This window comes from Ensifer sp. MJa1, assembly GCF_037026475.1.
GTDB lineage: Bacteria > Pseudomonadota > Alphaproteobacteria > Rhizobiales > Rhizobiaceae > Ensifer.
This window is the reverse complement of sequence record NZ_JAKUMO010000020.1, coordinates 105,219-125,027: the sequence shown is the minus strand read 5'-3', so window position 1 is coordinate 125,027 and position 19,809 is coordinate 105,219. Positions and strand designations below refer to the sequence as shown.

Genomic DNA, 19,809 nt, shown 5'->3' with positions numbered 1-19,809 from the left:
TAAGCGCATCTCGCCGCCATTTTCGGCAGCGAGAGCAGCTTGCGGGCGGCGTTTGCCGCACGCTTACTCGTGGATCGTGTATTCGCCGAGCTCGCAGAGGTCCTGGGTGTCTTCGGTCGTATCGAGGCCCGAGCCCTCCTCGAACTCGAAGCGCATGTCGTATTTGCAAACATCGCGGCCGTCGGCGATCGTGATCTCGATGTTTTCGCCGGGGTTCAGGACCTGCCGGCCAAAAACGTCGTCCTCCCATTCGTTGACGCCAACCGGCGACGTGTAGAAGTTGGTGAGCACCGCGCTTGTGTTGTTCTTCAGTTTGAACACCAGGTCTTCAGCGCGCGCCCCGATCGTGGTTGCGGCCATCATGGCCGAAGCCACCAGGACAAATTTCATCTTCATATGTGCGTTGCCTCCGTTTCGATTGATGACGGACGCTACCGATGCGGCTGATGTCAGCGGAGTCATTGTTCCCCTCTACCGATTTCGCCGCGCGATAAAATCCGACCGACCCTTAGCGGACCTGGCTTGCGCGGGCGTGTGGCAACTGCGGCAAGATGTCGAGAGAACAGGGCAATAAGGGCGTTTTCGGCCGCAACCTTCGTGGGCGTCGCCCGTCAACGGATGGAGCCCACAATGGACAGCGATCTCAGGTCGACGGAAATGCTCTACGCTGTGGAAAGCTCCCGTACTTGAGAATCCGCTTTGTGTTTTTCCGGAAAATGCCTCTTGCGGTTTTTCTGCAATCATTCTAAATCCGCGCCAACGCTTGGTTATCCGAGCAGTGAGGCCTCGTGGCGGAGTGGTGACGCAGAGGACTGCAAATCCTTGTACCCCGGTTCAATTCCGGGCGAGGCCTCCAAAAATATCCACAATCGATTAAATGACTACGCCTTCGGCAGAAGGCGGCCGATCGCTGCAGAGCTTCAGTTCAGCACCAGGGCGTCGGCCGGCCGGTCCACGGCCGAACAAGGCCCTCGTTGACGAGCATACGACCGAGAGATTGTTCGTCGCGCGTTACGAACCGCAGCTTTTCGTCCGCCTTGCCGCCCTGTCGTCCGCTCGCTGTCACCAGCTTGAAGTCCCCGGCGTTCAAGAGTTCGCGAAGGCGCTGCTTGGCATAAAAGCCGCGCGAGCGCTCCCTGTCGCAGCTCGCCTGCCTTATCCGCGGCGCATCGACGTCCGCCACGCGGATCGTCTCGCCGTGATAGACGAAGGTTGCGCCATCGATCACGCAGTTGTCGTCGCGTATGCCGCAGAAGTAGAACTGGTCGGTCCTGATCGATGCGGTGGTAACCTGCTCGTTCGGCCGCACGACCGGCGTCGGCGGCGTGACGCCGACATCGACGGCCGGCACCGGCGTAGCAAGCGCAACTTTGGTCGCTGGTTTTGGTACGTGCCTGTCCGCTTGCAGCGCCGGACGCTCTTCTGCCTTTTGCGCGACACGAACAGGTTTCGTTTTCGCCTCCGGCCGGGACGTGAACGCTACCACCTCCGAAACGACCGGCCATTGCTTGAGCTCGGTGCGGTGGTCGTAGGCAACGACGCCGCCGATGGTGAGCGCGGCGGCCAGATACCATGGCGCCATGCCGCCTTGCTTCCCCGCGCTTCGACCCGAACTCTTGCGCCGACGTTTCGTAGTGGCTTTGACCATTCGTCCCCATCCTGATTCGCAGCGCATTATGCGTTTGATGCGTTGCCGAAAAGTTTTCGCCGGGCACCCTTAATGGACGTCACGCCCCCTATCCCTGGACCTGCGACCGGCAACAACAGTGCCAGGACCGACGCAAAGTTCCGATGCGAAAAACGGGCTGCGACGCCCCCTCGCCTGGATCGTCAGATCGGGCGCTGGCTTGCTTGTCAGGAACCCTTCGAAGAATCGGCGCGACCGCGCCAGCGCGCCCACCAGACCGCAAGACGGCGGCGGCGGCGGCGCACGGAGGGGATATCGTGTGACAGCACGATGAGGCCCAGCGGAATCATCCAGAAGCCGAGCACGGGCAAGAAGCCGAGAAAGCCACAGAATACCAGGAGCGAACCCAACAGAATGCGCAGCAACGGCGAGTCGGGCAGCGCGATGCGCCATTTACCGAGCACGATCTGGCGTGTTTGCGGATCAATCCCGAAATGCATCTGCTTCCTGTTTTTATTCATCATTCCCTATCCGGCGTCTTTTCCCACAATTGGGGACTTCTCCACAGGCTCGCAACCGAACTTGTCATTTTTTTTGAAAAAACCGCTTGGCAAATCAGAAAAGCATGCGTATTAGCAGCCTCACTTCTGAAGCGCACAGCGAAACAGCGGCGCGGATGATCCCTGGTAGCTCAGCGGTAGAGCATTCGACTGTTAATCGACAGGTCGCCGGTTCGAATCCGGCCCGGGGAGCCAGTTTCTAAAAGAGCCATTTGCAGAAATGCGAATGGCTCTTTTTCTTTTTGTACCTATCTTGGCGACATGACCCGTCGCAAACCCCTTCCACAGAGTTTCCCATGACAACGGCAGCGAAGGCGCCCGTCATCGTGTGGTTCCGCAAGGATCTGCGCCTCTCCGACAACCGCGCATTGGCCGCAGCGGCTGAAACCGGCGCGCCCGTCATTCCGCTCTACATCCGCGAGCCGGACGAGAGCGGTAACGGTCCACTGGGGGCGGCACAGCGCTGGTGGCTGCACCATTCGATCGTCGCCCTGAGCAGCCGCCTTCATCAGCGTGGCTTGCGGTTCATTCTGCGCTCAGGCAATCCGCTGGAGGTTCTCAGCGACATCGTGGAGACCACGGGTGCCGACCGCATCTATTGGAACCGGCGCTATGATCCTTGCGGCATCGCAGTCGACCAGCCTTTGAAGAAGGCTCTGGCCGATCGAGCCATTGGCGTCGAGAGCTTTGCCGGGCAACTGCTGCATGAACCCATGCGCCTGATGACGACAACCGGCCGACCCTACCGCGTGTTCACGCCGTTCTGGCGCGCGCTCGAGGCAGGGTACGAGCCGGCATCGCCGATCGACGCACCCGCGGGCCTCACCGCATCGGACGCCTGGCCACTGTCGGAGCGGCTTGAGGATTGGTCGCTGCTGCCGCAGAGACCCGACTGGGCTGCGACCTTCAGTGAAGTTTGGACGCCCGGAGAAGACGGCGCGAACAGCCACCTCAGTGCGTTCATCGAGGAAAGGATTGCGGACTACAGGCAAGACCGCGACTTTCCCGATGTGGATGGCACCTCTTTGCTTTCACCTCACCTTGCCTTCGGGGAAATCAGCCCGGCCCAGATCTGGGACGCGACACGCGGTCTGCAAGCGGTCGAGGGCGTCGCCACGTTCCGCAAGGAACTTGCCTGGCGGGAATTCTCCTATCACCTGCTGTTTCACAATCCGGAGCTGCCGCGACAAAACCTTGATCGACGCTTCGACGCTTTCCCTTGGCTTGCGAACGATGAGCAGTTCTCGTGCTGGACCTGGGGCCTGACCGGTTTCCCGATCGTCGATGCCGGCATGCGCCAGCTTTGGCGGCATGGCTATATGCACAATCGGGTCCGCATGATCGTTGCCTCGTTCCTGATCAAGGACTTGCTGGTCGATTGGCGGCGCGGTGAGGCCTGGTTCCGCGACACGCTGCTCGACGCCGACCCGGCGAATAATGCCGCCAGCTGGCAATGGGTGGCTGGATCGGGCGCCGATGCCTCGCCCTTCTTCCGCATCTTCAACCCCATCCTGCAGGGCGAGAAGTTCGATGCTGAAGGCGCCTATGTGAAGCGTTTCGTGCCCGAACTGGCGCGGCTTGCACCGCGCTACGTCCACCGTCCATTCGCGGCACCGGCCGCGGTTCTTGCCGAGGCCGGAATTGAGCTTGGCGTCACCTACCCCAAACCTATCGTTGATCACGCCGTCGCGCGCGAGCGCGCGCTGGCTGCGTTTCGCGAGATCACGAATGCGCGGCCGGATTCCCTTTAAGCGTAGACACCATCGGTAGAAATCCCGGTTGGCGTCGGCTGCGATTGCCGCTACCTTTCTCGTTACGGATGCAACAACTGAGGGGATGGTGTATGCGTGAGATGGAAGCCTACTTTGCTGAATTCGACAGCGCCGAAGAGCTCTCCACCGACAATCTCGCGAGCGTGCTGCAAGGCTTTCCCCTAAAGGCGCGAATGGTGTTGAAAGCGCTGGCGCAGCTTGAAGCCGGCACGTTGATGCTGGCCGCACCCAATGGCCGCCGACTGATCATCAGGGGCAAACGCCCCGGCCCTCGGGCCATCCTCACCCTGAACAACTGGAAGCTGCCGCAAAGGGCGATCGCCGGCGGCACGATCGGTGCGGCAGAAAGCTACATCGATGGCGACTGGGACAGCCCTGATGTCGGCGCCTTTCTAGAGCTTTTCCTCATCAACGCCGAAATCGGCCGCAATTTCCCAAATCGAGCGCGCGGCTTCCTGCGGTTCGTCGAGAAATTTCTGCATTGGCGCAACGCCAACACCAAATCAGGCGCGCGCCGCAACATTTCCGCCCACTACGATCTCGGCAATGCGTTTTACAGCCAATGGCTCGATCCGAGCATGACCTATTCGTCGGCGCTCTATTCGACGGGCGCCAACGACCTGCGGTCGGCGCAAACGGCCAAGTACCGCGCGCTTGCCGAAGCGACGAACCTTCGTGCCGGCGACCACGTGTTGGAAATCGGCTGCGGCTGGGGCGGCTTTGCCGAGTTTGCGGCAACCGAGATTGGCTGCAAGGTAACGGGGTTGACGATCAGCCGCGAACAACTCGCTTTCGCGCGTGAACGTATGCAACGCGCCGGCATTGCCGACCGGGTCGAACTGAAATTCCAGGATTACCGCGAAGAAACCGGCCGCTACGACCGCATTGTGTCGATAGAAATGTTCGAGGCCGTCGGTGAGCAATTCTGGAAGGCTTATTTCTCCCAGCTAAAGCACTGTCTGAAACCGGGCGGGAAAGCGGGCCTGCAGATCATCACGATCAAGCCCGAGGCCTATGAGGAGTACCGCTCAAATCCGGACTTTATCCAGAAGTATGTCTTCCCCGGCGGCATGCTGCCGACGCGTGAACATCTGATCGAGCTTGGCCGCAGCGTCGGCCTGCGCATGATCAACGACTATGGCTTCGGCATCGACTATGCCCGAACGCTTGGCGAATGGCGCGAGCGCTTCTGGTCGGTCTGGAACAGAATCGAGCCGCTCGGCTTCGACTTGCGCTTCAAGCGGCTGTGGGAGTTCTATTTCTACTATTGCGAAGCCGGCTTCCGCGCCCGCAACATCGATGTCCGCCAAATCGTGTTCGAATAGGGCAGCGGCGGCCAAGGGAACGAAGCCGCCTCTCTTTACCCAGCCGGGCTTACCCCTTAAGAGACGGTTCATTCCAATCTCTTTGAAGGGTCCTCATGCGTCTTGCATGGTTTTTCCTCGCGCTCGCCATCGCGACCGAAGTGGTGGGCCTGACCGTGATGAAGGCCGCCTCCGGAAGCGGCTCCTATCTCGGGCACATCGTCATGTATGTCTCGATCGCACTGTCCTACGTCTTCCTGGCAAAGGCGGTGAAGACGATTTCGGTCGGCGTCGCCTATGCGATCTGGGAAGGGTCCGGGGTCGCGATCATCACGCTGGTGTCCGTGTTCATCTTCGGCCACGTGCTGACCGGGCGCGAAATGCTCGGACTGTCGATGGCGATCCTTGGCATCCTGCTGGTCAATGCCGGCGAACACGGCGACGAGGATGAAATCGCCCCGGAAGGAGCGGCCGATGAGCGAGCCTAATTTCTATTTTGCCTTTGCCGTCATGGCCGGCATTCTCGATGTCGCCGCCAATCTGGCTTCAACGAAATCGAGCGGCTTTGCCCGTCGCGGCTGGGGCGTGCTCTCGATCCTCTTGGTGCTTGCCGCCTTCGCGCTGCTGGCAGAAGCGATCAAGGGCATGGAACTCGCCATCGCCTACGCAGTTCTCGGCGCGACCGGGATCTTCGGTACGGCCATCGCAGGACGACTGCTCTTCGGCCAGAAACTGAAGCCGATCGGCTGGGCCGGCCTGGCGCTTATCTTTGGCGCCGTTCTGGTGCTTCACACCGCCTGATGCGGCCGCCTGCCAGCGCCTACATGCTTCTTCGCAGTCGCGACCGGTACCTTGCCGCCGGCCATCCGCTTGATCAGTGCGAAATAGAGCCCATAGGGCAACAGGCGCAACAGCTTCGCCGGCCAGGTCACGCGTCGTGGGAAGGTGACCTCGAAGCGCCGGGACTTCAGGCCAGCGACGATACGCTCGGCCGCCTCCTCGGCACTGATGAGTGCCGGCCTTGAAGAACCGGTTCGCGCTGCGCCCTGGGTATCGACAAAGCCCGGACAGATGAGCTGCAAGCGGATGCCGATCCGGTCGAGATCGAACTTCAGGCTTTCCGCCATGTTGATCAAGGCTGCCTTGGTGGCGCCATAGGCGGCGTTACCCGGCATGCCGCCGTAGCCGGCAACGGATGAGACAATCGCTATATGCCCATGTCCCTGCGACTTCATATGAGCCACAGCCGGCAGCAGACAATTGACGACGCCTTGAACATTGACGGCAAAACTTTTGTCGAAGGCTTCGCGGTGAATGTCGTCTCCCCGTACCGGTATTGCCACACCGGCATTGAGGACAACGAGCGACAGGCGACCGTGGTCGTATTCGACCGCCGCCATCAACCGCTCCATGTCCTGAGGATCGGTCACGTCACCATCGAGAACGGTAATCCGCCCCTCGCCTGCAGCCTCATGCTGGAGGTCCACCAGCTTCTCGTGGCTTCTGGCGGTCGCGACAACTTCGTAGCCCTCGCGGACCAGCTTCAGCGCGAGCGCTCGCCCCACGCCCGAGCTTGCGCCTGTCACCCAGGCCAGGCGTTGATGCGACTTCATCGACTGTGTACTCATTTCATACTCCTCGGCACGCGCCGGGAAACACGCACGCATCTCATTGGGACGGGACCTGCCCCAGAACCGAGCCTCTTCTCCTTCAGCAACGCTCCCAACCACTCAGCCCACAGTCGCCGGAGACGATTTTTGTTCGGGACAGAGCGGCAGCGAAACGCTATTTCTTGCCTGAAGTGCAGGCTGAGCCGAAAACACGCCAACATTTCGGCGGTCCGAGATCGTTGTCGATATTTGCCGGCCGCCGATCAATATTACCTGGTACGTGCCGCCCTGCTCGGCATCTGTCCTCAAACCCGAGGTTCTGCAAATGGCCATTCTCCCGTCCGTCCTTGAAGCGATCGGCAACACGCCCCTGATCCGGCTGAAATCCGTGTCAGACGCGACCGGTTGCACGATCCTCGGCAAGGCCGAGTTTCTAAACCCGGGACAGTCGGTGAAGGATCGCGCCGCCCTTTCGATCATCCGCCATGCGGAGCGGACGGGACAGCTGCGGCCCGGCGGCGTCATCGTCGAAGGCACGGCCGGCAACACTGGCATCGGCCTTGCCCTCGTTGGCCAGGCACTCGGCTACCGTACCGTGATCGTCATCCCGGAAACCCAGAGCCAGGAAAAGAAGGACGCTCTCAGACTGCTTGGTGCCGAACTCGTCGAAGTGCCGGCGGTTCCCTATAAGAACCCCAACAACTACGTGAAGATCTCCGGTCGTCTGGCCGAGCAGTTGGCAAAAACCGATCCGAATGGCGCCATCTGGGCGAATCAGTTCGACAATGTCGCCAACCGCGACGCCCATGTGGAGACAACCGCGCCGGAAATCTGGCGCGACACGGACGGCAAGGTCGATGGCTTCATCTGCGCGGTCGGCTCCGGCGGAACGCTTGCCGGCGTAGCGCAGGGCCTGAAGGCGAAGAATCCGGCGGTCAAGATCGGCCTTGCCGACCCGCAGGGTGCAGCACTCTACAGCTACTACACCAGTGGCGAACTGAAGTCCGAGGGAAGCTCGATCACCGAAGGCATTGGCCAGGGCCGCATCACCGCCAACCTTGAAGGTTTCACCCCTGACTTTTCCTACCAGATCCCGGATTCGGAGGCCGTTCCCTACGTCTTCGACCTGATCGAGCGCGAGGGCATCTGCGTCGGCGGTTCGACCGGCATCAACATTGCCGGTGCGGTGCGTCTGGCCCGCGACCTCGGACCGGGACATACGATCGTGACGATCCTCTGCGACTATGGTAACCGCTATCAGTCGAAGCTCTTCAACCCGGACTTCCTGGCCTCCAAGGGACTGCCGGTTCCGGCCTGGTTGAAGACCTCTTCAAACATTGCAGTGCCATACGAATCAGTTGGATAGGAATGCGATGACCAGGCCCGTGACTGCCCTTTTTCGTGACGATTTCTACCTTTCGACCTGCGAAGCAAGCGTGACGGGCATCCTGGAAGACGGCGGGATCGAACTGGATCAGACCTGCTTTTACGCGACCTCGGGCGGCCAGCCGGGCGACACGGGCTTTCTGGAGCGCGCCGACGGCAGCCGAATCGACATAGCCGTCGCCCGTCACGGCGAAACCAAGGACATCATCATCCATGTGCCGGCCGAAGGGCAGCCGGCACCTGAAGTCGGCGAGAAACTCGTCGTGCACATCGACTGGCCGCGCCGCTACCGACTGATGCGCATGCATACCGCCTGCCACCTTCTCTCGGTTGTCTGTCCCTTCCCGATCACCGGCGCCTCTGTCGGTGAAGACGAGAGCCGAGTCGATTTCGACATGAGCGAGACCATCGACAGGGATGAAGTCACGTCGGCGTTGATGAAACTCGTCGAAGAGAATCACCCAGTCTATGTTCAGTGGATTACCGACGAAGAGCTTGCGGCAAACCCAGGCATCGTCAAATCCAAGAATGTGCGTCCGCCGATCGGGCTCGGGCGCGTCAGCCTTGTCTGCATCGGCGAGAATTCCGCCATCGACAGCCAGCCCTGCGGCGGCACACATGTGTCGGAAACGCAGGAGGTCGGTGCCATCCACATCGCCAAGATCGAGAAAAAGGGTAAGGAAAACCGCCGCTTCCGCATCCGCTTCGGTTCGCCCGAAGATCGCGCATCAGTCTGAGTAGGAGTTGCGACTGTGACCAACAACAAAAGCACCTTTGTCGTGTCCGCCGATTGGCTGCAGGAACGCCTCAGCGATCCGTCGATCCGTATCCTCGACGCCTCCTGGTACCTGCCGGCACAGAACCGCAACCCGAAGGCGGAATACGATGCCGGGCATATCCCGGGCGCCGTGTTCTTCGACCAGGATGCCATTGCCGATCACACGAGCGGCCTGCCCCACACCCTGCCCTCGCCCGATGCCTTCGCGTCGGCGGTTGGAGCGCTGGGCGTCAGCGAAAAGGACACGATCGTCGTCTATGACGGCCCCGGCATCATGACTGCGCCGCGCGTCTGGTGGGAGCTGCGGATCATGGGCGCCAAGAATGTCTACGTGCTCGACGGCGGCATGGACGGATGGAACAGGGAGGGACGCCCCGTCACCACTGAGGTGCCTTCGCCACGACCGGCCACCTTCACGCCAACGTTTACCCCCGCGGCTGTGACCTCGCTCGACCGCATGAAAGAGATCGTTGCCGCCGGTTCCAGCCAGATCGCCGATGCCCGGGGTGCTGCCCGCTTTTATGGCGAAGAGCCGGAGCCGCGCGCTGGCCTGCGTTCCGGCCACATGCCTGGCGCCCACAGCCTTCCTTCCGGCGTCTTTTCGGAGAACGGCAAGCTCAAGGACCTCGCGGGCCTGCGCCAGACCTTCGCCGACGCCGGCGTCGACCTCACCAAGCCTGTGGTCACGACCTGCGGTTCGGGCGTCACGGCAGCCATCATCACGCTGGCGCTGCAATCGCTCGGACACACGGACAACACGCTCTATGACGGCTCCTGGTCGGAATGGGGCAGCCGGTCGGAAACGACCGTCGTAACCGGTCGAGAGTAGTATCATGCGCTCGCCGAAGCCCGCGTCCCTGACGGCGCATGTCACCGAACTTGAAATGACGGCTGCACCCAAGCAGAGCCTGCCGATGCCGGTCAACATCCAGACGGCAATCTTACGCGTTTCCGACATTTCGCCGAGCTATTACCGCTTCCTGTATCTGCGCGTTGGCAAGCGCTGGCACTGGACTGAGCGGTTGCGGATGAGCGACGAAGAGCTCGCAGCCGTGCTCGGCGACAAGCGGACGAGCGTGACCGTGCTCTATGTGAACGGCGCTCCGGCCGGCTTCTTCGAATTGCACCAGGACGAAGACGATGTTGTCGAACTCGTGCATTTCGGCCTCATGGAGCAGGCACTCGGCCTTGGCCTCGGCAAGTGGTTCCTGCTGCAGACACTGTTTGCGGCCTGGGCACTCAATCCTGTCAAGCTGAAGGTCACGACCAACAATCTCGATCACCCGCGCGCACTGCAGCTCTATCAACAGTTCGGCTTCTCGCCGGTTGCGACCCGCGAGGCGACGATCGAGCCCTTGAGCGACGACGAATTGCTGGCAATGGCGAAAAATCTCTGACGCAGCGGCACGGCAAGTTCCGGGTGTCGGAACGGCCGTAACCGGCGCAATCTCCTGATCGAACGATGACATCGATGAAGGAGATGCATGATGACACTGCGTTACGTTCCAATGTCCGACGATGAAGCGCGACGCATCCGCAAGGGTGGTCCGGACGCCTATGGCAATGCGGCCGAACGGCAGATTTCCGATGGAGACGGCGTTCCCTGCCGGCACTGCCTTCAAAATGTCGGCGCCGGCGAACCCTACCTAATCTTCGCGCTGCGGCCATTTTCCTCGCTGCAGCCCTATGCGGAGACCGGCCCCGTCTTCATGCACGCCGAGGAATGCCCGGCACATGCCGGCGAGGCGCGTCCGCCGATCCTGAGCTCGAGCGTAAGCTACCTGTTGCGCGGCTATGGGGCGAATGAGCGGATCGTCTATGGGACCGGAGGCGTCGTCCCCAAGGAGCAGCTCGAGGAACGCGCGGCGGAGTTGCTGGCGCGGAGCGACGTCGTGTCTGTCCACGTGCGCTCGGCGAAGAACAATTGTTACCAGTGCCGGATCGAACTGGCCTAATGCAAAGCCGGCCCGGAAGACGTCCGGGCCGGAATTTTCGATCATGGCGTCAAGCGACGCTCAGGACCGATTCCGGCGCAAAGGCATCATAGCCGAGCGCTTCGGCGACCGGTGCGTTGGTGACGCGGCCGCGATGGACATTGAGGCCGGCACGCAGGTGTCGGTCTTCCGCGATCGCCTTCAGCCCCTTGTCCGCAAGTTGCAAACCATAGTGCAGCGTGGCGTTGTTGAGCGCATGCGCGGAGGTGACCGGTACTGCACCCGGCATGTTGGCAACACAATAGTGCACGATGCCATCGACTTCGTAGGTCGGGTCGGAATGGGTCGTCGCATGCGAGGTTTCGAAGCAGCCGCCCTGGTCGATGGCGACATCGACGACGACGGCACCCTTCTTCATGCCGGTCAGCATCTCGCGGGTGACGAGCTTCGGAGCCGCCGCACCCGGAATGAGCACTGCGCCGATGACGAGATCGGCGGAGAAGACTTCCTCTTCCAGCGCATCGATGGTCGAGTAACGCGTATGAACGCGGCCGGCGAAGAGATCGTCGAGCTGGCGCAGGCGCGGGATCGAACGATCGAGGATGCTGACGTCGGCGCCAAGACCGGCCGCCATCCGTGCGGCATGCAGACCGACGACGCCGCCGCCGATGACAGTCACCTTCGCCGGCAACACGCCCGGAACGCCGCCGAGCAGGATGCCGCGGCCGCCATTGGCTTTCTGCAGCGAGGTTGCGCCGGCCTGGATCGCCAGGCGACCCGCCACTTCCGACATCGGCGCAAGGAGCGGCAATCCACCACGATCGTCGGTGACGGTCTCATAGGCGATCGCCGTCACACCGGAATTCAGCAGGCCCTTGGTCTGCTCCGGATCGGGCGCGAGATGCAGATAGGTGTAGAGAATTTGGCCGTCGCGGAGTTGCACCCACTCTGAGGGTTGCGGCTCCTTGACCTTGACGATCATGTCCGACTTTTCGAACACGTCCTTTGCCGTCGCGACAATTTTCGCGCCAGCGGCACGGTAGGCATCGTCATCCGCACCGATCCCCGCCCCGGCCTTGGTTTCCACGATCACCTCGTGGCCATGGGCAACATATTCACGCACCGAGCCGGGCGTCAGGCCGACACGATATTCATGGTTTTTGATTTCCTTCGGGCAACCGACACGCATGCTTGCGTTCCTCTCCTGTTTCAGGCGTTTCGCCGTTTATGTCTAGGCATTCAGCAAAACACGCAGTGAACCGAATGTCCTTGCAAAGACATGATCGCCGGAGCAATGATTTCGAATAGTCTTGCGCAGAAGGCAGGGAATTTAGGGGAAACCACGAATGAGCGAACTCGATGCCATCGATCATGCGATTCTGCGCATTCTCCAGCAGAATGGGCGCGTCTCGAATGCCGATCTCGCGGCGAAAGTCGGGCTTTCGCCGTCAGCCTGCTCGCGCCGGGTCGACATACTGGAAAAATCCGGGACGATCGCCGGCTACCATGCCCGCATCGCCCATAAGGCGCTCGACTACCAGATCATGGTCATCGTGCACATCTCGCTGTCGGGCCAGTTCGCCAAGACGCTTGCCGAGTTCGAGGCGGCCGTAAAGCTCTGTCCGAACGTGCTCGTTTGCTACCTGATGTCGGGCGAATACGACTACATCCTCAGAGTGGCCGCCAAGGATCTGCAGGACTACGAGCGCATCCACCGCGACTGGCTGTCGGCCCTGCCCCACGTCGTCAAGATCAACTCGAGCTTCTCATTGCGCGAGATCATCGACCGGCCGAATGTCGGCATCTGAAAAGCTCTAGCGGCCGACGACGCAATTGCGGCCGCGTCCTTTGGCGGCGTAAAGCCGGAGATCGGCATGCGACAGCAGCGGCTCGATCGCCGTTCCATCTAATGGCGCCGACGACAGGCCGATGCTGGCCGACACTGCGCTGCCGTCGGCCGTCTTGACGTGGTCAAAGACTGCGATCCGGATCTCATCAGCGCGCCTTACCGCGTCTTCATGCGCCATTGCAGGGCAAAGGATGACGAACTCCTCGCCGCCGTAGCGAAACAGCCGGTCAACCGGGCGCAGGTTCGACTTCACGGTCTCCACCAACTGCTGCAGCACACGGTCACCTTCCAGGTGACCGAAGCGATCGTTGACGCTCTTGAAATGATCGACGTCGATGATCATCAGGCTGACGGGGGCGCCGCTGGCGCTCGCGGTACGCAGCATTTCCGGCGCTTCGATCTCGAACCGGCTGCGGTCGAGCGAACCGGTCAGCGTATCCTGCCCGGAACGGGACAGCAGGTCCTCGTAGCGCTCGCGAAATGTCAGCGTATTGAAGATGTCGCCGAGCGGTCGATCCGACATGGCCAGAAACGGATGGCGCGAGGCGTTGAGATAGATGCCTATGGCGATGGCGTAGAACGGTGCGGCCAGCATCTTTGCCATCCAGCCGCCCCAGAAGACCTCGGCCGGCGCTCCGTTCCACCAGCGAAGCGCCAGATAGAAGGCAGCCTGATCGAAGGTCAAGACGACAATGCCGCAAATGAGGAAGCGGACGGTCACGAAACGCCTCAGCCACCGCCCCAGGCGCTCGTAGAGCAGGATGATCATCAGCGAATCCAGATAAAGGATCGTCGTCCCCCAGACCATCAACCATCCCATCTCATCGATGAAGGCAATATCGGCGGAGCGCTCGGCCACGATTGCCACGGTATCGTGCTGGCGCAGCAACAGACTGAGAGCCACCGTCAGAAAATTGCCGGCGAGCAGGCCGTAGATCGGCTGGCGAACGGTTGCCGCATCCTCCTTCACATAGAGCAGCAGGATCATCATCAGCTTGCCGGAGAAGAGAACGGCTGAACCGGGCGAGATCACCCCGAAAGGCAATTGCACATAGAAGACGGCGGCAAGGTAGGTTTCGATGAAATGCATCACGCCGAGCGCGGCGACGAAGACACCTAGACCCAGACGGGCGCGAAGATGCAGGAGCCCGATCATCGCCGTGACATAGACCAGGGCCTCGCCGACGAAGAGAAGAAGGTTGACGTTTGGCATGTGCTTGAAAGGCTTTCGTTTCCAAAAGCACCGTTAACCAGGAACTTTAAAGAAAACTTTACCCAGCCAGGCAGGTGCCGTCCCGAAATGCGAAAATCCGCTGCTTTCGGTTCGCGAACCTTTGCGGCATAGTCCCGGCCAACCCATCGTGGTTGCCTGCCGGCGCGCCTTACTGCGGGTTGCAGGCTCCTGCAGGTTTCAGACCACAGCGACCTTCGCCCGTCTAAAACGACCGGCATTCTTGATAAATGGAGGACTGCATGCCATCGATGACATCCCCGTTCCACCTCACGCGCCGCTCGCTGCTTGCGGGGGCCGCGGCCTCCTCGACACTTGTCATGCTGCATCCGTTTTCCGCCCGCGCGGGCGCCAACCAGGCGCATCTGAGAATCATGGAAACGACGGACCTGCACGTCCACGTCTTTCCTTACGACTATTATGGCGACAAGCCGAACGACACGGTTGGCCTGGCGCGCACAGCATCGATCATTGATGCCATTCGCGCGGAAGCGACGAACTCCGTTCTCGTCGACAACGGCGACTTTCTGCAGGGCAACCCGATGGGCGACTATATCGCCTATCAGCGCGGCATGAAGGACGGCGACATCCACCCCATCATCGCCGCCATGAATGTGCTCGGCTACGATTGCGGCACGCTCGGCAACCACGAATTCAACTATGGCCTGGACTTCATGTTCAAGGTGCTGAACGGCGCCAACTTCCCTGTCGTCTGTGCCAACCTGACCAAAGGCGCGCTTGCCGCCAATGCGCGTCAGGACGAGCTGTTCTTGAAACCCTATGTCATTCTCGACCGCAAGGTGAAGGACGGCTCCGGTGAAGAGCATCAGATCCGCGTCGGGCTGATCGGCTTCGTGCCACCGCAGATCATGACATGGGATGCCAAGAACCTCGAAGGCAAGGCCAATGCCCGCGACATCGTCAAGGCGGCAGAGGCCTGGGTGCCGCAGATGCGCGAGGAAGGCGCGGATATCATCGTCGCGCTTTCCCACTCCGGCATCGGCCAGCAGGCCTATGCGGAGAACCTCGAAAACGCTTCGGTGCCGCTTGCCGCAATCGAAGGCATCGATGCCATCGTCACCGGCCACAGCCACCTCGATTTTCCCGGACAGAAGTTCGAAGCGATTGCCGGCGTCGACAACAAGAAGGGGCTGATTTCCGGTAAGCCCGGTGTCATGGGTGGCTTCTGGGGCTCGCATCTCGGCCTGATCGACCTGCTGCTTGAGCGCGAAGGCGGCACCTGGCGCGTCGTCAGCTCAACCAGTGAAGCGCGGCCGATCTATCGTCGCGAGGAAAAGAAGGTGATCGCCGAGGTCGCCGACAAGCCGCAGGTTCTGGCAGCGGCGCAGAAGGACCATGAGGCGACACTTGCCTATGTCCGCACGCCGGTCGGCAAGACGAGCGCACCGCTTTATTCCTATTTCGCACTGGTCGCCGACGATCCATCGGTGCAGATCGTCAGCCAAGCCCAGACCTGGTACATCAAGGACATGCTGAAGGATACCGAGCACCGCGACCTGCCGGTGCTCTCGGCGGCCGCGCCCTTCAAGGCTGGCGGTCGCGGTGGCGCGGACTACTACACCGACGTTCCGGCCGGCGATATCGCCATCAAGAACGTCGCCGATCTCTATCTCTACCCGAACACGGTTCAGGCGGTTGTGATCACCGGCGAGCAGGTGCGCAACTGGCTCGAAATGTCAGCCGGCATCTTCAATCACGTCGAGCCCGGCGCCGCCGACGCGCCGCTGATCAACGGCGGTTTTCCCTCCTACAATTTCGACGTCATCGACGGGGTCACCTACCAGATCGACCTCTCCCAGCCGCCGAAGTTCGACAAGGACGGCAATACGATCAACGCCGCCTCCAACCGCATAAAGAACTTGCAATTCAGCGGACAACCGATTGATCCAGCGCAGAAATTCGTTGTCGCTACCAACAACTACCGCGCCGGTGGCGGCGGCAATTTCCCGGACATCACGGCCGACAAGGTGGTGTTCGTGGCGCCCGACACCAATCGCGATGTCGTGGTGCGCTACATCATCGATCAGGGCACGATCAATCCGTCGGCCGATGCCAACTGGACATTCGTGCCGCTTGCCGGCACCAGTGTGACGTTTGACAGCGGGCCGAAGGCCCGCCAGTTCCTGGCTGAGGTCAAGGGTATCACCGTCGAAGATGCCGGTGATGCTGCCGAGGGATTTGCCCGCTTCCGTATCAAGCTTTAAGCTTGCGCGTACTGTTCGGGCCGCCTAGCTGGCGGCCCGGTCTGGGGGCTGGCTCAACGATTGGCCCGCCAAGCTGGCCAGCCAACAGAACGAAACAAGTCGCTTCAGCAAAAGTTTGAAATTGGACCGATGCGCAAGGCAATGCCCACGGTCGGGCTACTGTCACACCTGGCGCGACTGGGCGTCGTCGGCAAACAGCGAGGGGCCGGTCTGATCGATGATCTGACGGCCCTTGCGCAGGGCGGAATCGATCGCGTCCTGCTCGGAGGTAAAGAGATCGGCGCGAATGAAGCTGCGGACCTTGGTTCCGCCTTCCGGCAAGGCCTTCTCAATGCTGCCGGCCAGGCGGAACTGCGACCCCTCGCGCATCGGCGTCGCACGGATGGTGCAGTCGGCATAGGCTTCGCTCTTGCCGGCAGCGGGCTGTGCCTGGGTTTCGGAAGAGCCGGAGCGGCCGAACAATTTCGAGAAAAACGATGCCATAACCAAGACCTAGCTGCGGCGACCGGCGCTGTCAAAGCCTACTGCATAATTCCTTAGATCGGAATCGATTTAGGGGTAAGATTATGCAGCTTTAAAGTATCACAGCGTCCTTAGCGCGTCTTAAAGGACGCGCGGCGCTGTAGGTCGCGATTATAGACCGCGGCGTCGCGCGCCGCCTCAGACCACGAGGTTCGAGAGGATCTCGTTCTCGGTGATATCCTGATAGCGCAATCCGGCAGCGTCAAACCGCGACTTCAACGCCGGGAAGTTTTCAGCGTGCTTGGTCTCGATGCCGATCAGGACGGAGCCGAAGTTGCGTGCCGACTTCTTCAGGTACTCGAAGCGCGAGATATCGTCCTCGTCGCCAAGCAGATTGAGGAAATCGCGTAGCGCACCGGGTCGCTGCGCCATGCGCAGGATGAAATACTTCTTCAGGCCCGCGTGCCGCATGGCCCGCTCCTTGACGTCGGGCAAACGCTCGAAATCGAAATTGCCGCCGGAAACGACCGCGACCACTGTCTTGCCAACCAGTGCTTCAGGTCCCAATTCTTCGAGCGCGGTGATCGACAGCGCACCGGCCGGCTCGAGCACGACACCTTCGACATTCAGCATGTCGATGATCGTCTGGCAAATCGCGTCTTCAGACAACAGCATGACCTGATCCGCGGAAAAACGCCGAAGTGCGGCAAAGTTGAGATCGCCGATCCGGCCAACGGCCGCGCCGTCGACGAAGTTGTCGACCTGATCGAGCGTCACGACACTACCGGTCTCGAGGCTCTCGCGCAGCGATGGCGCGCCGGCAGGCTCACAAAAGACAAAGTGCTCGGCGGCAATCATGTCCTTGAGATACCCGGTGACCCCGGCGGAAAGCCCGCCCCCACCAACGGGCAGCACCACCAGATCGGGCGTAACGCCTTCCGGCAGTTGCTCGACGATTTCGGCCGCAACTGTCGCCTGTCCTTCGATGATATCCACATGGTCGAAGGGAGGCACCATGACAGCGCCGATCGCATCCACATGATCGCGCGCCGCCTGATAGCATTGGTCAAAAATGTCGCCGACGAGACGGATGGTGATGAATTCGCCACCGAACATCCGGGTCTTGTCGATCTTCTGCTGCGGCGTGGTCACGGGCATGAAGACCACACCCGGGACGCCAAAATGGCGGCAAACGAAGGCAAAGCCTTGAGCGTGGTTGCCGGCTGAGGCGCAAACGAAAGTCTTGCCCGCCGCACCGGCCGCGATTGCCTTGCGGAAGAAGTTGAAGGCGCCACGGATCTTGTAGGAGCGGACGGGCGACAGGTCTTCGCGCTTGAGGTAGATGTTGGCGCCGTAGCGTGCGCTCAAGTGCTCGTTGAGTTGCAGCGGCGTCGGCGGGAAGATCTCCCGCAAGGCTTCGGTTGCGGTTTCAACATCCTGCTTCATCGCGTGCGGTCTTCCGTTGAGTTGGTCGATGGCAGTGGCTATTGCACATTGCAACGCCTGAGGCCATCGCTTTGACTCGAATCGAGCCGCCGTGAACAATGCCGCCGCATCGTAACGGCCGGCACACAATCATTTCCGGGAAACTGAACGCTTGAACGCAACCTTGATCCGGCATGCTGTGCATATCGCGGCAATCCTCGGCATTTACCTTGCCTGCGCGATGCTCGTGCCGGCGATGGTCGACCTTTACTACGGCCACCCGGATTGGCAGATCTTCGCGGCTTCGGCTTTCCTGGTCGGCGGACTGTCGCTTGCGACCTTCATGGCAACGCGGATGGGGCCACCGCCGTTTTCCAAGAAGTTCGGCTTCGTGCTCGTCAACCTGCTGTGGGCGGTGTTTTCCGTCGTCGGCGCGATACCCCTCTGGCTGTCCTCGCTCGACCTCGACTTTGCACAGGCGCTGTTCGAATCCGTTTCGGCAATCACCACCACCGGCGGCACCGTGATCGTCGGCCTCGACAACGCACCACCCGGCCTGCTCGTCTGGCGGTCGCTGCTCTGCTGGCTCGGCGGCATCGGCATCGTGGTGCTTGGCCTGTTCATCATCCCCTATCTGAGGGTCGGCGGCATGTCCTTCTTCAAGATGGAATCCTCCGACACCAGCGACAAACCCTTTGCGCGGCTCGCCAGCTTCAGCCGCGCCTTTCTCATTGTTTACGTTGTCATCACGCTGCTCTGTGCCATCGGCTACAACCTGACGGGCATGAACCGCTTCGACGCCGTCAACCACGCCATGTCAACCGTGGCGACCGGCGGCTTCTCGACCCATGACGCGTCCTTCGGCTATTTCGGCAGCATTCCGCTGCTCTGGACGGCAACCTTCTTCATGGCGCTGTGCAGCCTGCCCTTCTCGATCCTGATCGTGTTTGTGGCGCGCGGCAGGCTCGATGCGCTACGCGACCCGCAGATCATCGTCTTTCTCGGCTATCTATCGGCCTTTTCGATCGCCGTCGCCATATTCCACCGCTTGGTCAACGGCGTCGAATTCCACCTGGCGCTGGCACACTCCTTCTTCAACATCACGTCGATCCTCTCGACCAGTGGTTATGCCAGCCAGGACTATACGCTTTGGGGTCCCTTCGTGGTCATCGCCGCCTTCATCGCCACATTCGTAGGCGGCTGTTCCGGATCGACCGCCGGCGGCATCAAGGCCTACCGCTTCATCGTGCTGTTCAACGCGATCCGCTCGGGGCTCAACAAACTGGTCTATCCCAACGCGATCTATGCGGTGCGCTATGGCCAAAACGCCGTCGATGCCGATACGCAGCGCGCCATCTTCCTGTTCTTCATCACCTACATCCTGCTGTGGGTGCTCGGGAGCCTTGCCATGGGCGCGCTCGGCTATGACCTGATCACCGCAACCTCGGCGGTCATTACCTGCCTCTCCAATGTCGGGCCCGGGATCGGTCCGATCATCGGGCCAGCCGGCAACTTCTCGACACTCGGCGATCCCGAGCTCTACTTGCTGTCGCTGATGATGCTGCTCGGCCGCCTGGAGGTCCTGACCGTGCTCGTCATTCTGACGCCGGTCTTCTGGAAGCATTGACCATTGGCCCACAGGCCCT

The 19,809-nt window shown here is 61.1% G+C and carries 20 protein-coding genes and 2 tRNA genes; 14 read left to right on the top strand and 8 right to left on the bottom strand.

Annotated elements, in window-relative coordinates; all coding sequences use genetic code 11:
* Positions 1-63: 63 nt before the first annotated feature.
* Complete coding sequence (locus MKZ91_RS23945) at positions 64-396, bottom strand: hypothetical protein (RefSeq protein WP_336173524.1); 333 nt, start codon at positions 394-396, stop codon at positions 64-66.
* Between the two features lie 386 nt (positions 397-782).
* On the opposite strand from MKZ91_RS23945, the gene MKZ91_RS23940 reads away from it, so the two are divergent.
* A tRNA-Cys gene (locus MKZ91_RS23940) sits at positions 783-856 on the top strand.
* A 69-nt stretch (positions 857-925) separates the two neighbouring features.
* On the opposite strand, the gene MKZ91_RS23935 is transcribed toward MKZ91_RS23940, so the two are convergent.
* Positions 926-1,582: a thermonuclease family protein gene (locus tag MKZ91_RS23935; RefSeq protein WP_336173523.1), complete on the bottom strand. Its 657-nt coding sequence runs from the start codon at positions 1,580-1,582 to the stop codon at positions 926-928.
* 272 nt (positions 1,583-1,854) lie between these two features.
* Positions 1,855-2,148 carry a hypothetical protein gene (locus MKZ91_RS23930; protein ID WP_336173544.1) on the bottom strand — a complete coding sequence of 98 codons (294 nt, stop codon included), beginning with the start codon at positions 2,146-2,148 and terminating at the stop codon, positions 1,855-1,857.
* Positions 2,149-2,307: 159 nt separating this feature from the next.
* Here MKZ91_RS23930 and MKZ91_RS23925 point away from each other — a divergent pair.
* From MKZ91_RS23925 to MKZ91_RS23905, 5 genes are all read left to right on the top strand, one after another.
* Positions 2,308-2,382, top strand: a tRNA-Asn gene (locus tag MKZ91_RS23925).
* 101 nt (positions 2,383-2,483) lie between these two features.
* Positions 2,484-3,938 carry a cryptochrome/photolyase family protein gene (locus MKZ91_RS23920; RefSeq protein WP_336173522.1) on the top strand — a complete coding sequence of 485 codons (1,455 nt, stop codon included), beginning with the start codon at positions 2,484-2,486 and terminating at the stop codon, positions 3,936-3,938.
* Positions 3,939-4,030: 92 nt separating this feature from the next.
* Positions 4,031-5,284 carry a cyclopropane-fatty-acyl-phospholipid synthase family protein gene (locus tag MKZ91_RS23915; RefSeq protein ID WP_336173521.1) on the top strand — a complete coding sequence of 418 codons (1,254 nt, stop codon included), beginning with the start codon at positions 4,031-4,033 and terminating at the stop codon, positions 5,282-5,284.
* Positions 5,285-5,379: 95 nt separating this feature from the next.
* Entirely contained in the window at positions 5,380-5,751 is a 372-nt protein-coding gene (locus MKZ91_RS23910; protein WP_336173520.1) for an SMR family transporter, read from the top strand.
* Positions 5,738-6,064: an SMR family transporter gene (locus MKZ91_RS23905; RefSeq protein ID WP_336173519.1), complete on the top strand. Its 327-nt coding sequence runs from the start codon at positions 5,738-5,740 to the stop codon at positions 6,062-6,064. The genes MKZ91_RS23910 and MKZ91_RS23905 overlap by 14 nt, the downstream gene beginning before the upstream one ends.
* Here the strand turns inward: MKZ91_RS23905 and MKZ91_RS23900 are convergent.
* Complete coding sequence (locus MKZ91_RS23900; RefSeq protein WP_336173518.1) at positions 6,052-6,891, bottom strand: SDR family NAD(P)-dependent oxidoreductase; 840 nt, start codon at positions 6,889-6,891, stop codon at positions 6,052-6,054. The two genes, MKZ91_RS23905 and MKZ91_RS23900, sit on opposite strands and share 13 nt — an antisense overlap.
* Before the next feature lie 307 nt (positions 6,892-7,198).
* Here MKZ91_RS23900 and MKZ91_RS23895 point away from each other — a divergent pair, with 307 nt between their 5' ends.
* The 5 genes from MKZ91_RS23895 (at position 7,199) to MKZ91_RS23875 (ending at position 10,992) form a co-directional block, all read left to right on the top strand.
* Positions 7,199-8,239 (top strand): cysteine synthase A, encoded by a 1,041-nt coding sequence (locus tag MKZ91_RS23895; protein ID WP_336173517.1) that lies wholly within the window; start codon positions 7,199-7,201, stop codon positions 8,237-8,239.
* A 7-nt stretch (positions 8,240-8,246) separates the two neighbouring features.
* The gene (locus tag MKZ91_RS23890; RefSeq protein ID WP_336173516.1) at positions 8,247-8,996 is read left to right on the top strand and encodes an alanyl-tRNA editing protein; all 750 of its coding nucleotides are present in this window, start codon (positions 8,247-8,249) and stop codon (positions 8,994-8,996) included.
* Between the two features lie 15 nt (positions 8,997-9,011).
* On the top strand, positions 9,012-9,866 hold the full coding sequence (gene sseA, locus MKZ91_RS23885) for a 3-mercaptopyruvate sulfurtransferase (RefSeq protein WP_336173515.1): 855 nt from the start codon (positions 9,012-9,014) through the stop codon (positions 9,864-9,866).
* 4 nt (positions 9,867-9,870) lie between these two features.
* On the top strand, positions 9,871-10,434 hold the full coding sequence (locus MKZ91_RS23880; RefSeq protein WP_336173514.1) for a GNAT family N-acetyltransferase: 564 nt from the start codon (positions 9,871-9,873) through the stop codon (positions 10,432-10,434).
* Positions 10,435-10,524: 90 nt separating this feature from the next.
* Positions 10,525-10,992: a DUF1203 domain-containing protein gene (locus MKZ91_RS23875; protein ID WP_336173513.1), complete on the top strand. Its 468-nt coding sequence runs from the start codon at positions 10,525-10,527 to the stop codon at positions 10,990-10,992.
* Positions 10,993-11,041: 49 nt separating this feature from the next.
* Here MKZ91_RS23875 and ald read toward each other — a convergent pair whose 3' ends face one another.
* Positions 11,042-12,160: an alanine dehydrogenase gene (ald, locus tag MKZ91_RS23870; RefSeq protein WP_336173512.1), complete on the bottom strand. Its 1,119-nt coding sequence runs from the start codon at positions 12,158-12,160 to the stop codon at positions 11,042-11,044.
* Between the two features lie 157 nt (positions 12,161-12,317).
* On the opposite strand from ald, the gene MKZ91_RS23865 reads away from it, so the two are divergent.
* A complete protein-coding gene (locus MKZ91_RS23865; protein WP_336173511.1) occupies positions 12,318-12,779 on the top strand; it encodes an Lrp/AsnC family transcriptional regulator in 462 nt (153 codons plus the stop codon).
* Between the two features lie 6 nt (positions 12,780-12,785).
* Here MKZ91_RS23865 and MKZ91_RS23860 read toward each other — a convergent pair whose 3' ends face one another.
* Complete coding sequence (locus MKZ91_RS23860; protein WP_336173510.1) at positions 12,786-14,033, bottom strand: GGDEF domain-containing protein; 1,248 nt, start codon at positions 14,031-14,033, stop codon at positions 12,786-12,788.
* A 269-nt stretch (positions 14,034-14,302) separates the two neighbouring features.
* Here MKZ91_RS23860 and MKZ91_RS23855 point away from each other — a divergent pair, with 269 nt between their 5' ends.
* Positions 14,303-16,276 carry a bifunctional 2',3'-cyclic-nucleotide 2'-phosphodiesterase/3'-nucleotidase gene (locus MKZ91_RS23855; RefSeq protein ID WP_336173543.1) on the top strand — a complete coding sequence of 658 codons (1,974 nt, stop codon included), beginning with the start codon at positions 14,303-14,305 and terminating at the stop codon, positions 16,274-16,276.
* A 162-nt stretch (positions 16,277-16,438) separates the two neighbouring features.
* Here MKZ91_RS23855 and MKZ91_RS23850 read toward each other — a convergent pair whose 3' ends face one another.
* Both MKZ91_RS23850 and ilvA read right to left on the bottom strand, forming a co-directional pair.
* Complete coding sequence (locus MKZ91_RS23850) at positions 16,439-16,759, bottom strand: HlyU family transcriptional regulator (RefSeq protein ID WP_336173509.1); 321 nt, start codon at positions 16,757-16,759, stop codon at positions 16,439-16,441.
* Positions 16,760-16,936: 177 nt separating this feature from the next.
* Complete coding sequence (gene ilvA / locus MKZ91_RS23845) at positions 16,937-18,184, bottom strand: threonine ammonia-lyase (protein ID WP_336173508.1); 1,248 nt, start codon at positions 18,182-18,184, stop codon at positions 16,937-16,939.
* A 151-nt stretch (positions 18,185-18,335) separates the two neighbouring features.
* On the opposite strand from ilvA, the gene MKZ91_RS23840 reads away from it, so the two are divergent.
* Entirely contained in the window at positions 18,336-19,790 is a 1,455-nt protein-coding gene (locus tag MKZ91_RS23840) for a TrkH family potassium uptake protein (RefSeq protein WP_336173507.1), read from the top strand.
* The last annotated feature ends 19 nt before the right edge of the window (positions 19,791-19,809 follow it).

Coding starts and splice junctions, on each gene's coding strand:
- MKZ91_RS23945 (WP_336173524.1), bottom strand. CDS start 396: ATGAAGATGAAATTTGTCCTGGTGGCTTCGGCCATGATGGCCGCAACC.
- MKZ91_RS23880 (WP_336173514.1), top strand. CDS start 9,871: ATGCGCTCGCCGAAGCCCGCGTCCCTGACGGCGCATGTCACCGAACTT.
- MKZ91_RS23855 (WP_336173543.1), top strand. CDS start 14,303: ATGACATCCCCGTTCCACCTCACGCGCCGCTCGCTGCTTGCGGGGGCC.
- MKZ91_RS23905 (WP_336173519.1), top strand. CDS start 5,738: ATGAGCGAGCCTAATTTCTATTTTGCCTTTGCCGTCATGGCCGGCATT.
- MKZ91_RS23860 (WP_336173510.1), bottom strand. CDS start 14,033: ATGCCAAACGTCAACCTTCTTCTCTTCGTCGGCGAGGCCCTGGTCTAT.
- MKZ91_RS23935 (WP_336173523.1), bottom strand. CDS start 1,582: ATGGCGCCATGGTATCTGGCCGCCGCGCTCACCATCGGCGGCGTCGTT.
- MKZ91_RS23895 (WP_336173517.1), top strand. CDS start 7,199: ATGGCCATTCTCCCGTCCGTCCTTGAAGCGATCGGCAACACGCCCCTG.
- MKZ91_RS23910 (WP_336173520.1), top strand. CDS start 5,380: ATGCGTCTTGCATGGTTTTTCCTCGCGCTCGCCATCGCGACCGAAGTG.
- MKZ91_RS23850 (WP_336173509.1), bottom strand. CDS start 16,759: ATGGCATCGTTTTTCTCGAAATTGTTCGGCCGCTCCGGCTCTTCCGAA.
- ilvA (WP_336173508.1), bottom strand. CDS start 18,184: ATGAAGCAGGATGTTGAAACCGCAACCGAAGCCTTGCGGGAGATCTTC.
- MKZ91_RS23900 (WP_336173518.1), bottom strand. CDS start 6,891: ATGAGTACACAGTCGATGAAGTCGCATCAACGCCTGGCCTGGGTGACA.
- MKZ91_RS23915 (WP_336173521.1), top strand. CDS start 4,031: ATGCGTGAGATGGAAGCCTACTTTGCTGAATTCGACAGCGCCGAAGAG.
- ald (WP_336173512.1), bottom strand. CDS start 12,160: ATGCGTGTCGGTTGCCCGAAGGAAATCAAAAACCATGAATATCGTGTC.
- MKZ91_RS23865 (WP_336173511.1), top strand. CDS start 12,318: ATGAGCGAACTCGATGCCATCGATCATGCGATTCTGCGCATTCTCCAG.
- MKZ91_RS23920 (WP_336173522.1), top strand. CDS start 2,484: ATGACAACGGCAGCGAAGGCGCCCGTCATCGTGTGGTTCCGCAAGGAT.
- MKZ91_RS23930 (WP_336173544.1), bottom strand. CDS start 2,148: ATGAATAAAAACAGGAAGCAGATGCATTTCGGGATTGATCCGCAAACA.
- MKZ91_RS23890 (WP_336173516.1), top strand. CDS start 8,247: ATGACCAGGCCCGTGACTGCCCTTTTTCGTGACGATTTCTACCTTTCG.
- MKZ91_RS23875 (WP_336173513.1), top strand. CDS start 10,525: ATGACACTGCGTTACGTTCCAATGTCCGACGATGAAGCGCGACGCATC.